Annotated in this window: 12 protein-coding genes; 2 read left to right on the plus strand and 10 right to left on the minus strand. The window is 64.6% G+C overall.

From position 1 onward, the window contains the following. Positions 1–35: 35 nt before the first annotated feature. Complete coding sequence (gene malQ / locus VLA65_RS11945) at positions 36–2,228, minus strand: 4-alpha-glucanotransferase (RefSeq protein ID WP_332602618.1); 2,193 nt, start codon at positions 2,226–2,228, stop codon at positions 36–38. A 320-nt stretch (positions 2,229–2,548) separates the two neighbouring features. On the opposite strand from malQ, the gene VLA65_RS11950 reads away from it, so the two are divergent. Further along, positions 2,549–3,574: a PHP domain-containing protein gene (locus tag VLA65_RS11950; protein WP_332602619.1), complete on the plus strand. Its 1,026-nt coding sequence runs from the start codon at positions 2,549–2,551 to the stop codon at positions 3,572–3,574. Here VLA65_RS11950 and VLA65_RS11955 read toward each other — a convergent pair. From VLA65_RS11955 to VLA65_RS11995, 9 genes are all read right to left on the minus strand, one after another. Then, positions 3,571–4,614: a HoxN/HupN/NixA family nickel/cobalt transporter gene (locus tag VLA65_RS11955; RefSeq protein WP_059388361.1), complete on the minus strand. Its 1,044-nt coding sequence runs from the start codon at positions 4,612–4,614 to the stop codon at positions 3,571–3,573. The two genes, VLA65_RS11950 and VLA65_RS11955, sit on opposite strands and share 4 nt — an antisense overlap. Beyond that, positions 4,614–5,654 carry an urease accessory protein UreD gene (locus tag VLA65_RS11960; protein WP_442880289.1) on the minus strand — a complete coding sequence of 347 codons (1,041 nt, stop codon included), beginning with the start codon at positions 5,652–5,654 and terminating at the stop codon, positions 4,614–4,616. Before VLA65_RS11960 ends, VLA65_RS11955 begins: the two co-directional genes overlap by 1 nt. Continuing rightward, complete coding sequence (gene ureG / locus VLA65_RS11965; protein WP_078106937.1) at positions 5,651–6,268, minus strand: urease accessory protein UreG; 618 nt, start codon at positions 6,266–6,268, stop codon at positions 5,651–5,653. Before ureG ends, VLA65_RS11960 begins: the two co-directional genes overlap by 4 nt. A gap of 16 nt (positions 6,269–6,284) precedes the next feature. Further along, positions 6,285–6,956, minus strand: a complete 672-nt coding sequence (locus VLA65_RS11970) for an urease accessory protein UreF (RefSeq protein ID WP_332602621.1) — start codon at positions 6,954–6,956, stop codon at positions 6,285–6,287. A 135-nt stretch (positions 6,957–7,091) separates the two neighbouring features. Further along, positions 7,092–7,577 (minus strand): urease accessory protein UreE, encoded by a 486-nt coding sequence (ureE, locus tag VLA65_RS11975; protein WP_284754344.1) that lies wholly within the window; start codon positions 7,575–7,577, stop codon positions 7,092–7,094. Between the two features lie 18 nt (positions 7,578–7,595). Beyond that, on the minus strand, positions 7,596–9,341 hold the full coding sequence (gene ureC, locus VLA65_RS11980) for an urease subunit alpha (RefSeq protein ID WP_332602622.1): 1,746 nt from the start codon (positions 9,339–9,341) through the stop codon (positions 7,596–7,598). Beyond that, entirely contained in the window at positions 9,338–9,724 is a 387-nt protein-coding gene (locus VLA65_RS11985; RefSeq protein WP_332602623.1) for an urease subunit beta, read from the minus strand. Before VLA65_RS11985 ends, ureC begins: the two co-directional genes overlap by 4 nt. A 9-nt stretch (positions 9,725–9,733) precedes the next feature. Continuing rightward, a complete protein-coding gene (locus VLA65_RS11990) occupies positions 9,734–10,036 on the minus strand; it encodes an urease subunit gamma (RefSeq protein WP_284990846.1) in 303 nt (100 codons plus the stop codon). Positions 10,037–10,240: 204 nt separating this feature from the next. Beyond that, entirely contained in the window at positions 10,241–10,849 is a 609-nt protein-coding gene (locus VLA65_RS11995; protein WP_059388356.1) for a DedA family protein, read from the minus strand. 96 nt (positions 10,850–10,945) lie between these two features. Here VLA65_RS11995 and VLA65_RS12000 point away from each other — a divergent pair, with 96 nt between their 5' ends. Next, on the plus strand, positions 10,946–12,337 hold the full coding sequence (locus VLA65_RS12000; protein ID WP_332602624.1) for a CoA transferase: 1,392 nt from the start codon (positions 10,946–10,948) through the stop codon (positions 12,335–12,337). Positions 12,338–12,364 lie beyond the last annotated feature (27 nt).

Raw genomic sequence — 12,364 nt, forward strand, 5'->3', positions numbered from 1 at the left:
ACAAAGAGGCGAGAACTCACGTCTCGATGCGTTGCCTATCCCCGCACAGCCTCGTCCACTGCCGCCAGCAGGGAGTTGAACCGCGGGTTCGCGTCAAGGTCATCGATCAGCACCGCGCGGCCGTGGTCGTCGGCCAGCGGTACTTGCCAATTGGGGTAGACCTCCGACGTCGTTCCCGGTTGGTTCTGCACACGCCGCTCCCCCACGGCGTCCACCAACGCAACGCCGAGCAGGACCGATGGCGCGAGGGCCAGCAAGCGATGGAGCGCCTCAATGACCTGTTCCTCGCCAAGCACCTTTCCGTCGGCCGGCAGCAGGCCGCGTTCCCGGAGCAACCCCATCATCTTGTCCAGGCTGGCCTCGTGCTCGGCCCGTTCCTCGGCCACGCTCCGTTCAAGCAAACCCAGTTGGCTGCGGAGTTCCACGTGATCGCCGGCGAGGTACCCCGCAGTCGGCGGGAGGTCGTGGGTGTTGACGCTGGCGAGGGCCTGCGTTCGGTAGCGTTCGGGCGGGAGCGGCGAGTCGCCGTCGTACTCGAACCAGAGGATCGAGGTGCCCAGGATGCCGCGGGCGGCAAGGTAGTCCCGCACCCACGGCTCAAAGACGCCCAGGTCTTCGCCGATGACCACGGCACCCGCGCGATGCGCTTCCAAAGCGAGGATGCCGATGAGGGCCTCGTGGTCGTAGCGGACATAGGCGCCGTCGCGGGCCGAGTTGCCGGCGGGCACCCACCACAGGCGGAACAGCCCCAGGATGTGGTCCACGCGGATTCCGCCGGCATGGCGAAGGACGGTGGAGAGCATCGCGCGCAAGGGCGCGTAGCCCGCCTCTGCCAAACGGACCGGGTGCCACGGCGGCTGGTTCCAGTTCTGGCCCAACTGGTTGTACATGTCCGGCGGTGCGCCCACGCTGACGCCCGGTGCGAAGCTGCTGCGCAGGGTCCAGGCGTCGGCGCTGCTCAAGTCCGCCCCGACGGCGAGATCGTGCACTACTCCCAACCGCATGCCGGATCGCTTCGCCGCGACCTGGGCCGACTCGAGTTGCTCATCGCAGATCCACTGAAGCCAGCGGTGGAAACCGATCCGGTCGGCCAAAGCCTGGCGCATCGACTCGACCTTGGGCGAACCGAGGGTGGCCGCGGGGTCCTGCCAGAAGGGGTCGTCCGGCGACCGGTCTTCACGGATCGCGGACCAAAGGGCGAAATCGTCCAGGCCGGGGCCGGACTCGCGGCAGAACTCCTCAAAGGCGCGTTGCCGGGCCGGAGAGAGCTTGACCGTGTGAAGGAGTTCCAAGGCAGCGAGCTTCGCGGCAAAGATCTGGTCCCGGTCCAGTCGTTCGGCGTCCTTGTTGAGCGCGTGGACGTGGTCCAACAGCCGGTCCACCGTGGCGCGCTTGCGAGGCTTGACATATGCCAATTCGGGAATGGATTCGACCCGGATGTAGAGGGGGTTGAAGAATCGCCTGGTGGAGGGAGAGTACGGCGATGCCTGAATGGGAGGCACCGGATCTGCGGCATGCAGTGGGTTCACCAGGACGTAGTCGGCCCCGCGCGCGCCGGCCAACGATGCCAAATCGGCAAGGTCCGCGAAATCCCCGATACCCCATGAGCGCTTCGAGCGTACCGAGTACAGTTGCGTGGCGAGTCCCCAGCCCCGTCGTTCCTCAAGCCCTGCCGCCGTCTGCAACGAGGCTGGAACCACGGCGAGCGCGGCGGTCGCCGTCACGCCGTCGGACTCGGCCGTGAGCGAATGCCAGCCGAGCGGCAAACCGGCCGGAACCTCAAACGTTGCACGGCCTGTGGGCACTCCATCAACGTCGCGCGGCGGCGCCCAGTCCTCCTGTTGAACGGCGGCAAGTTCTGTTCCGTCCTCGAGCGAGATCGTCAGGCGGGCCGGCGAACCGTCGCGGACGTGGACGTGGACAGCCGCCGTCGTTCCTTCTTGGACGACGACGGCGGGCGGCAGCATCCGCCGCCACGGCGCCACTTCCGCGTCCGCAAGGGCCGCTTCGATCTGCTCGTCGGAATGGGCGGCGACCCCCAGGGCACCAAGCACCTGGATCAACGTGGTGGGCGAAACGTCGTGCTGCAGCCCATCCCAGCCATGGAACGACGTCCCGACGCCGTGAGCATCCGCGAGCCGGTGAAGCAGGTCCTCGTCAATGGCGGGGTTGGTAGCGGGTGGAATCGCCGTGGTGTCGGTGGCCTGCTGGATGGGAGTGTTGGTCATGTCCGCCTCGTCTGCGATGTGATTCGTCCGAAGGTGCATACCGCCCCGCGTGCAACTCAAGCGAGGCAACTGGTTCCGATTATTGCAGGGCGGTGATGGCCGTCCCACTTATTCCGGCAGCATGACGCCCCCATTCCGAAACCCTCGCTCACATGATCTGAGCGAGCGTCGGTCTAAACACCCGCATACGTGAGCGAGCGTCGGTCGAAACACCCGCATACGTGAGCGGGCGTCAGAAATCCCGAACCCTCGCTCACAAACAACCACCAAAATCCGAACCCTCACATCCGTATGGGCGCGGCGTGGTACATGATTGAGCCATGGACGCCATCGACGCGCTCAATGAAACCGCCTTCTGGCTGGAACGGGAACTCGCGGACAGCTTCAAGGTCCAGGCCTTCCGCCGGGCTGCGGGAGTCATCGCCGGACTGAGCCACGAGGAACTGACTGCCCGGCTCAAGGATGGCCGCCTCAAGCGGACCAAGGGAATCGGCAGCCGGACCTTCGAGGTGATCAGCCAGGCCCTGGGCGGCGCTGTTCCCGACTACCTTGAGAACCTCCGCCGTCGCGGCGCCGAACCTTTGGTCAACGGTGGACACGAGCTGAACGCCGAGCTCCGGGGCGATCTGCATAGCCACAGCAACTGGTCGGACGGCGGCTCGCCGATTGAGGTTATGGCCGACGCGGCTCGTATACTCGGCCGGGAATATATAGCATTGACCGATCACTCCCCCAACCTCACTATCGCCAACGGGCTCAGCCTCGAGCGCTTGATGGAGCAGCTCACCGTTGTGGATGGAATCAACGAACGGTGCGGGCAAGAGTCGGGCTTTCGGCTATTGGCCGGCATCGAAGTGGACATCCTTGAAGACGGAGAGCTGGACCAGTCCGCGGAACTGCTGAACCAACTGGACGTTGTAGTGGCCAGTGTCCACTCGAAGCTCAGGTCGGACAAACGGCCCATGACCCGGCGGATGCTCACTGCCGTCGAAAACCCGCACACGAACGTCCTCGGGCACTGCACTGGCCGCTTGGTGAAGGGATCGCGAGGAACGCGACCCCCATCGGAGTTCGACGCCGAAGAGGTGTTCGCCTCGTGCGCGGAACACAGGGTCGCCGTCGAGATCAATTCGCGGCCCGAACGCCAGGACCCGCCGGACGAATTGATTCAAATTGCCCTCGACGCCGGCTGCCTCTTCAGCATCGACAGTGACGCACATGCCCCCGGCCAGCTCGACTTCCTCCAGTACGGTGCGGAGCGGGCGGAAGCCAACGGGGTACCCGCCGATCGCATCATCACGACGTGGCCGTTGGATCGCCTTCTGGAGTGGCTCCAGCCCGGCTAGCGGCGCCGCGCCGCCCGGAACCGCAGGGCCGCAACCACCCACACGACGGCGAACAGCCCAATCAGCACCAGCCCGGCGTCACCGAGGTCTATTTCGCCCAGCCACGTGGTGACCGGATCGCTCAGTCCAAAGGCCGCATTGAGGAAACCGCCCAGTGTGATGACCGAGATGAAGAGCGCCGAAAAGGCCGAGATACCGGTGATAATGGCGTTGAATCCAAGCTTGCGCTGGGGATCGTGGATGGCGGATTTGTACATCCGCATCATGGCCACGCCGTTGATGGAATCGCAAAGGGTCATCGCCGCGGTGAAGGCCAGCGGCAGCGCCAGGAGGGCAAGAACAGACACGCCCGCGAGCGACGCCGCCGTCGTGAGCACCAGCAGCCCGATGGTGGTGGCGGTGTCGAATCCAAGCCCGAACAAGAACCCGATCACGTAGATGTTCCGCGGACGCTGGACCTTGGATAGCGGCTTGGCCAAGAGCCGCGCGATGAACCCTTTGGTTTCGAGGTCGTCGACGGCGATCGCGCCGCCGGCCTGGGCGGCGCGGTACAGCTGAATCGTACGGAGGAACGCCGACCCGTTGAAGATACCCATGGCCAGCAGGAACATCCCGGACACGCCGCTGCCGATCAGCCCCAGCACGAGGTGTCCGGTGGTGCCGTCCTCCATGAGCTGGCCCACAAGGCTGGCGCCCCCAACCACCATCACACCGGCCAGGATCACCACGGAGCTGTGGCCCAGGCTGAAGGCAAAGCCGACACTCACGGGGTCCTTGCGCTGTGCCACGAACTTTCGGGTGGAATTGTCGATCGCCGCGATGTGGTCCCAGTCGTAGCTGTGTTTGATACCGGCCACATAAGCCGTCAGCACGAGACCCAGCGCCAGCGGCTGCCCGCCACTGGCGCCACCCACCAACAGGAGTACGACGGCGGCAAGGTGCAGGAGGACGACGGAGCCGAACATGAACGCGAGGCGGGACTTCATCGGGAGATGCTCACGCCACCGGTACATCGAGGCGAGTTCCGCGAGTGACGTCATCAGTACTTCCTGAGGTTCAGCGGGGCCCTGCCGTACCAGCGTCCGCGCAGAAGGCCGGTACAGGCACCGAGCAATCGATCCAGTTCCTCGGTGCTGTTCGAGAGGGACCGCAGGACCAGGGCCGTCGTGCCTGCAAGGGTTCGGCTCAACGACAAGCCCGAGTACGCCTCGTACCCCGCCGTCAGCCGGTGCAGTTCATCGGCGAGCGCCTGGTCAACCCGCGGATCCACCACAACGAGCGAACCCAGGTGGCTATACCCCTCCATGAAGCCCACGCCGGTCACATCGCCCAGGGGCGGCCGGATCAGCAGGTTGTCGAGCGCAAGCAGCGCCGCGCCGTCGTCGCCCTCCACCTGGATCTCGTTCCGGAGGCGCAGTTCCCGGTACTTGAAGGAAGCGCCGTCCGGCGACCAGCCCGGAGTGATGACTTCCGCCATGATGAGGCTCGACGTCGGATGCACACTGATGTGCGTATCCTGCCGATAGCTGGCCTCCCGGTAGGCGATGAGCTGGTCGGGCGCCAACTCCAGTTCCGCCCCCTCCCCCAGCCGGATGTTCATCCGCTGCTCAGCAAACGATCCCGGAGTCCGATAGATCTTCGTGGCCGACTGCGTCGTCAAAAGCAGCGAAGCCCTAGCCTCGACCTCCACATCCACAACGTAGAGATCCGCCCCCAAATACGCCCCGCCCGGATTGACCATGACATAACAAACCTGCCCGCTCTCATCCAAGTAATGCGGTCTCAAAACCCGCAAGGCACCCTGATGAAACTGCTGCACGGCCACGGAACGACCAGCACGAAGGGCGACAACGAGGTCGAGGCGCCCCCGAGGTGAGACGACAGCAGCAGCGGAGCCGGATATAGAGGGCCGCGGCGTGGCGGGCACCGCGATGGGCCCACTGCCGCGAGGGCCCCGACTCGAGCTTGCGAGAGTTGGGAGCGGCTGGGGACGGGCACGGCCCTCTATATCCGGCGGAGCGCCGCAAGCAGCGCCAGCAAGCGGGTCCAGCGCCTCAGCCGCAGCCGCCGTCGTGCTCATTGCGCCAGGTCGAGCATCAGGACATCGTGCCGCATCCATGCGATGACCTTGTCCAGCCCTTCGTCGGTCTTCAGGTTGGTGAAGCAGAAGGGCTTGTCGCCGCGGAATTCCTTGGAGTCCCGTTCCATGACGGACAGGTCTGCGCCGACGAATGGGGCGAGGTCGGTCTTGTTGATGATGAACAGGTCCGACTTGATCATGCCTTGGCCGGCTTTGCGGGGGATTTTCTCGCCCTGGGCGACGTCGATGATGTAGATCGAGAAGTCCACGAGTTCGGGGCTGAACGTGGCGGAGAGGTTGTCGCCGCCGGATTCGACGAAGATGACCTGCAGGTCGGGGTGGCGTTTCTTGAGTTCCTCGATGGCCGCCGTGTTCATGGAGGTGTCTTCGCGGATGGCGGTGTGCGGGCAGCCGCCGGTTTCGACGCCGATGATGCGGTCTTCGGGCAGGATGCCGTTGGCCGCGAGGATTTTGGCGTCTTCGATCGTGTAGATGTCGTTGGTGATGGCGGCCATGGAGATTTCCCGGCTCATGTGGCGGGTCAGGCGCTCCACGAGTTGCGTTTTGCCGGCACCTACCGGTCCGCCGATACCGATCTTGATGGGTTCAGACATGTGTCCTCCTATGGTTCTAGCTCATGAACATGCGTGCACGTTGCCATTCGTGCCGCATCTGCGAAATTTCCAGGCCGGGGCTGACGGCTCCGAAGTCGTCCCAGCCGAGGTGCCGGACATGTTCGACGGCGGCAGCGACGTCGTCGTGCGCTTTGCGCAGCAGCCGCTGCCCGGAGTTCTGGCCGAGAGGGATGGCGCGCACGGCGTTCTGGGTCAGCGAGGTGACCGCCGCGAAAAGGTACGCGGCCAGCGCTTCTTCGAACGGCACGCCCAGCGAGCGCGCGACGGCGGCGAACGCCAGCGGCTGATGGCCGTCGGCCCGGCCCGTGGTCACCATAGCGCGATAAGCTTCCAGCTCGGCCGAGGGAAAGACTTCGCTCCCGATCTCGATCAGCCGCCCGCCCATCTTGGTACTCGCCTCCCGCAACTGCCGAGGCAAGAGCTGAGCACTCAAATGCGCATCCAACTCCCCCAAATCCACCCCTTCATAAAGGAACCGGATGGCCAGCCCATCGGAATAAGTCAACTGCTGCCCCACAAACGCAGACAGCCAAACCCCAAAACTCCCCTCATCAGAAACGACCCCCCGCTCGATGTACGTCTCAAACCCCAAAGAATGAGCAAACGCCCCGGTAGGAAGAGCGGAGTCGCACAACTGCTGGAGGGCTAGCTGATAAGTGGCGCTCATCGGTCGCCCCCAAAGGCGAGACGACAAGCAGCCGACCCGGATTTGGGGGCCGCGGTGTGGAGGGCACCGCGAAGCGGGCACGGCCCCAAATCCGGGGCGGCGCCCCAACCCGACCGCCCGCCGCGGCCAACGAGCTCAGTGAGTGTGTTCAGCATGGCGGAAAGGCACCGGCATTACGCGTTCCTGGCGGTCGTAAGGCACACCGACGTGTTTCAGGTAGTCCTCGACCGTGTGGTCGTACTGGCACACCATGACTTCGGCCCCGTATTCGGAGTCGCCGTCGAAGAACTGGGCCTGCAGGTGCCTGTTGCCGAGGGAGTGCGCCACTACGCCCATTTCGTAGATGCTGCGCGCGGCGATGACCAGGACGTCGCTCGGCAGCACGGAGACCACGATGAGGTTCGCGTCCTCGACGGCGAGGATGTCGCCGTCGCGCAGGTCCCCGGATCCGGCGGGGAGGCGGATGCCGAGCTCCTTCCCGTGGTCCGTGGTGACGCGTTGGATGCGTTTGACCAGCTGGGCGCTGGGTAAGACGACCTTCTCCTTGTGGAGTTTGGCCAACGCCGCGGCCTCGGCCTGCGGCAGCTCGTGCAGGTTGCCGAGGATCTTTTCGATGATCATGTGGTCTCCTCCTGCGATCTAGAAAAGGAAGTAGCGCTGGGCCATGGGCAGCACGTCGGAGGGTTCGCAGGTGACGTCTTCGCCGTCGACCGTCACTTTGTAGGTTTCGGGGTCGACGGCGATATCGGGAGTTTCGCCGTTGAACTTGAGGTCCGCTTTGCGCAAGTTCCGGATACCGGAGACCGCACGGATGACGCGTTCAAGGCCAAGCTCTTCCGGAACGCCGGCGTCGATGGCCGCCTTGGACAGGAAGGTAATGGACGACTGCTGCAGCGCCTTGCCGTGGGTGGCGAACATCGGGCGCATGGTACGTGGCTGCGGTGTGGGGATGGAGCCGTTGGAATCGCCCATGAGCGCGTAGGCGATCTGCCCGCCCTTGAGGACCAGTTCAGGCTTCACACCGAAGAAGGCCGGATTCCAGAGGACGAGGTCGGCGAACTTTCCCACTTCCACGGAGCCGATGGAGTCTGCCATTCCCTGCGCGATCGCGGGGTTGATGGTGTATTTGGAGATGTAGCGCTTGATCCTGAAGTTGTCGCTCTCCGCGCCCAAGCCGTTCGGAGCGCCGTGGCTTGCACCTGACGCATCCTTGAGGACGCCCCGCTGCCGCTTCATGGCGTCGGCCACTTGCCAGGTGCGGATGACCACTTCGCCCACGCGGCCCATGGCCTGGGAATCCGATGAGGTCATGGAGAAGATGCCCAAGTCCTGGAGCACGTCTTCGGCGGCGATGGTTTCGGCCCGGATGCGGGAATCAGCGAACGCCACGTCTTCCGGGATGTCCGGGTTGAGGTGGTGGCACACCATGAGCATGTCCAGGTGCTCTTCGATGGTGTTCCGCGTGTACGGGAGCGTGGGGTTGGTGGATGCCGGGAGCACGTTGGGCAATCCGGCGATCTTGATGATGTCCGGAGCGTGCCCGCCGCCGGCGCCTTCGGTGTGGAAGGTGTGGATCACTCGGCCGTCGATGGCCTTGATGGTGTCCTCCACGAATCCGCACTCGTTGAGGGTGTCCGTGTGGATGGCTACCTGTACGTCGTATTCGTCGGCTACGCGCAGCGACATGTCGATCGACGACGTCGTGGCGCCCCAGTCCTCGTGGACTTTGAGGCCCACTGCTCCTGCGCGGATCTGTTCGGCGAGCGGCTCGATGGCGGACGCGTGGCCCTTGCCGAAGAGGCCGATATTGATCGGCAGCCCTTCCGCGGCTTGCAGCATCCGCGAAATGTGCCATTTGCCAGGCGTGATGGTGGTGGCCTTGGTACCTTCGGCTGGTCCCGTGCCACCGCCGACCATAGTGGTGATGCCGCTGCACAGGGCCGTGGGGACTTGGTCCGGGGAAATGTAGTGGATGTGGGTGTCGACGCCGCCTGCAGTGAGGATCTTGCCTTCCCCGGCGATCATCTCAGTACTGGCCCCGATCACGATGTCCACGCCGTCGGCGATCTGGGGGTTGCCGGCCTTGCCGATCTTGAAGATGTGGCCGTCTTTGAGCGCCACATCGGCCTTGTAGATTCCGGTGTAGTCGAGGACCACGACGTTCGAAATGACGGTGTCCGGGACGTCCTCATCCCGGGTCACTTGGCCGTTCTGCCCCATGCCGTCGCGGACCACTTTGCCTCCGCCGAACATGACCTCTTCGCCGTAGACCGTGTAATCCTTCTCGATCTCAAGGAAAAGTTCGGTGTCCGCCAAGCGGATGGAGTCGCCCGTCGTCGGGCCGTAAAGGTCTGCGTACTGCTTGCGCGAAATTTCGAAGCTCACTGGGCTGTCCCTTCTGTGCTGGCTCCGGGCCCTTCGGTGCCGGCGGCAGCGCCGCCGTCGTTCTTTCCGGCGTCGACGTCAAGGGGACCGTTGACGGCGTTCCGCAGGCCGTAGACTTCGCGGGTTCCCGCAAGCGCGATGAGTTTGACGGTCTTGGAATCGCCGGGTTCGAAGCGCGCCGCCGTTCCGGCAGGGATGTCGAGGCGGCGGCCGAAAGCGGCTTCGCGGTCAAAATCGAGCGATGGATTCGACTCGGCAAAGTGGTAATGCGAGCCCACCTGGACCGGGCGGTCGCCACGGTTGACGACGTCGACGGCGATTGCCTCGCGTCCGCTGTTGCAGGCGATGGGCTCTGCTTGGAGACGGTACTCACCGGGAATCATGTTGGCCTCCTAGCGGATCGGGTCGTGGACGGTGACGAGCTTGGTGCCGTCGGGGAAAGTGGCCTCGATCTGGACGTCATGGATCATCTCTGGCACGCCCTCCATCACGTCTTCACGGCGAAGCAAGGTGGTCCCGTAGCTCATGAGTTCTGCGACGGTTTTGCCGTCGCGGGCGCCCTCGATCAGTTCGTAGCTGATGACGGCCACGGCTTCGGGAAAGTTGAGCTTCAAGCCACGGGATTGCCGACGGCGGGCGAGGTCGGCCGCGACCACGATCATGAGCTTTTCCTGCTCACGGGGCAAAAGATGCATCGGTTCTCCTTAAAAGTTCTGTGCTTCAGAAGCGGACATCAGATCACTCGAGGCTCAGATAAGCCGAGGACGTCGGGGCAGCTACTACGGTTATAACGCCAAACATCAGACATATCCAGTTGGACCATTCACCGCCCCTCCCGAACGAATTGTGACCAGCCTAAAGCCTTTAAGTTTCCGCAGGATTTCCGTGATCCCGCGGCATCAGGCCTTCTTGGCGCGGTGCTTCCTGACCTGCCAGACAAGCACAATCGCCACCACAATTACTGCCACCACGGCCGCTGCCCCCCGGCCCACCACACGGGCCACTTCTTCGTACGAATTTCCGGCCACAAAGCCAAGCGTGACGAACAAGGACCCCCAGATAATGCCGCCGCTGAAATTCCAGAACGCGAAGCGCCGGTAGGGCATGCGGCTTAGTCCGGCGAGCGCAGGCATCACGGCACGGAAGAAGGCGGTAAACCTGCCCAGGAGCACCGCGACGCCGCCTTTGTCCTTGAGGAAGTCTTCGGCCCTCTGCAATTGGGCGCGTCTCTTGTCCAGGATTTTCAAGGCCATCACCCGCGGACCGAAGTGTTTGCCTATTTCGTAACCCACCGTGTCCCCCGTGATCGCGGCCGTGACCACAATGGCGATCATGGCCCACAATTCGAAGAGCCCGCGGCTCGAAATCACCCCGCCGACCACTGCCGCCGTTTCACCGGGGATCACAAAGCCCACAAAAATTGCATCCTCAGCGAACACGAGGGCGAAAACGATGCACGCGATCACAAGCGGGCTGGTATTCAGGAGTCCGTCCAAAAGCGCTTGCATGAAGAACAGTCTGGCAGTTGGAGGCCCACTTGGGCAGGAGGCGTTAGATCCGGCTGCCATTGCTCGTTTCGTGTGGCCCCGTCAAGAATGGTGAGTGTGAACGACAGCTTCGCTGATGTGACTTCCCGGGTGTGGCACGCAATCGGCGCCGATGATGCGGATTGGCCGGCCACTCAGCTAACGACAACAGGGCCCCGGGCCGTTCTCCCGGCCGCTTTCGACGTGACAGGACTGGCGACGGGGGCGGTTGTGGTCGCGACAGTGGCCGCTGAGCAGTTCCTCGCAGCCCGCCGCCAGTCAGTGCCGCGAGCGGTGACGGTAGACAGCCGGGAGTCCTGCGCCGCGTTCGCCTCCGAGCGGCTGTTCACCCCGATCGGCTGGACCCGGCCGCCACTGTGGGACCCCATCGCCGGGAACTATCGCACGGGGGACGCGTGGATCAGGCTGCACACCAACTACGCCAGCCACCGCGCCGCCGTCGTGCGGGTGCTCGGCGCCCATGACCGCGAAACAGTTCAGGCCGCAGTAGCTGGGTTGCCCGCCGAAGAATTGGAGACAGCCATCGTGGAGGCGGGCGGATGCGCCGCCGTCATGCGCAACCGCGGGCAATGGCTCGCCTCGGCTCCGGGGATGGCGACGGCGGACACGCCGCCGCTGACCGTCGTCGAACGCCGTTCAACCGGCGCCGGCCCACCGGACACTGTCGGCGAAATGCCCTTCCACGGGGTGCGTGTGCTCGACCTGACGCGGGTGATCGCAGGACCCGTGTGCACCAAGTTCCTCGCCGGTTATGGTGCCGACGTGCTGCGGATCGATCCGCCGGGCTTTGAAGAGGTGCCGTCGCTGCTGCCTGAGACGACGCTGGGCAAACGAACCGCCGCTTTGGATCTCGCTGCCCCGACCGACCGCGCGATATTCGAGGAACTGCTCGCGGGCGCCGATGTGCTCGTGTCGGGACTGCGGCCCGACGCCCTGAAACGCCTGGGCTACGACGACGGGTCCCTGATCGCCATGAACCCCGGCCTGATCATCGCCAGCTTGGACGCCTACGGCTGGGATGGTCCCTGGCGCAATCGGCGCGGGTTCGACAGCCTGGTCCAGATGAGCTGCGGAATCGCCGACGCCGGAGCCACCGCCAGGGGCCAAGCGGAGCCCACCCCGCTTCCCGTCCAGGCCCTCGACCACGCGACCGGCTGGCTATTGGCCGCGGCCGTCGCCCGTGCCCTGACCCGGCGCCTTAGCCACTCGGTGACGGCCCGCATCCAGGGCTCACTCATCGGTACGGCCAATTTGCTGTACTCGCTGACCCCGGCGACTGATCACCTGTCCGTAGCTGCACCGAATGACTTCACCTTGGTGGAAACCAGCACCGACTGGGGACCGGCGCGACGCGTGCCACTTCCGGGGCGAATCGACGGCGTCGCCGCGCATTGGTCGCAGCAAGCCGGACCGCTCGGCCGTCACCCGGCCGCGTGGGCCACGCCGTAGTTTCGCCAGGCACAAGTAAACCCCCGG

It is taken from the genome of Arthrobacter sp. S2(2024), from assembly GCF_036662515.1.
In the GTDB taxonomy this organism is placed as follows: Bacteria; Actinomycetota; Actinomycetes; order Actinomycetales; family Micrococcaceae; genus Arthrobacter.

Excerpts from the sequence above, each read along its gene's own strand:
- malQ (WP_332602618.1), bottom strand. The coding sequence starts at position 2,228 with ATGACCAACACTCCCATCCAGCAGGCCACCGACACCACGGCGATTCCA.
- VLA65_RS11950 (WP_332602619.1), top strand. The coding sequence starts at position 2,549 with ATGGACGCCATCGACGCGCTCAATGAAACCGCCTTCTGGCTGGAACGG.
- VLA65_RS11955 (WP_059388361.1), bottom strand. The coding sequence starts at position 4,614 with ATGACGTCACTCGCGGAACTCGCCTCGATGTACCGGTGGCGTGAGCAT.
- VLA65_RS11960 (WP_442880289.1), bottom strand. The coding sequence starts at position 5,654 with ATGAGCACGACGGCGGCTGCGGCTGAGGCGCTGGACCCGCTTGCTGGC.
- ureG (WP_078106937.1), bottom strand. The coding sequence starts at position 6,268 with ATGTCTGAACCCATCAAGATCGGTATCGGCGGACCGGTAGGTGCCGGC.
- VLA65_RS11970 (WP_332602621.1), bottom strand. The coding sequence starts at position 6,956 with ATGAGCGCCACTTATCAGCTAGCCCTCCAGCAGTTGTGCGACTCCGCT.
- ureE (WP_284754344.1), bottom strand. The coding sequence starts at position 7,577 with ATGATCATCGAAAAGATCCTCGGCAACCTGCACGAGCTGCCGCAGGCC.
- VLA65_RS11985 (WP_332602623.1), bottom strand. The coding sequence starts at position 9,724 with ATGATTCCCGGTGAGTACCGTCTCCAAGCAGAGCCCATCGCCTGCAAC.
- VLA65_RS11990 (WP_284990846.1), bottom strand. The coding sequence starts at position 10,036 with ATGCATCTTTTGCCCCGTGAGCAGGAAAAGCTCATGATCGTGGTCGCG.
- VLA65_RS11995 (WP_059388356.1), bottom strand. The coding sequence starts at position 10,849 with ATGCAAGCGCTTTTGGACGGACTCCTGAATACCAGCCCGCTTGTGATC.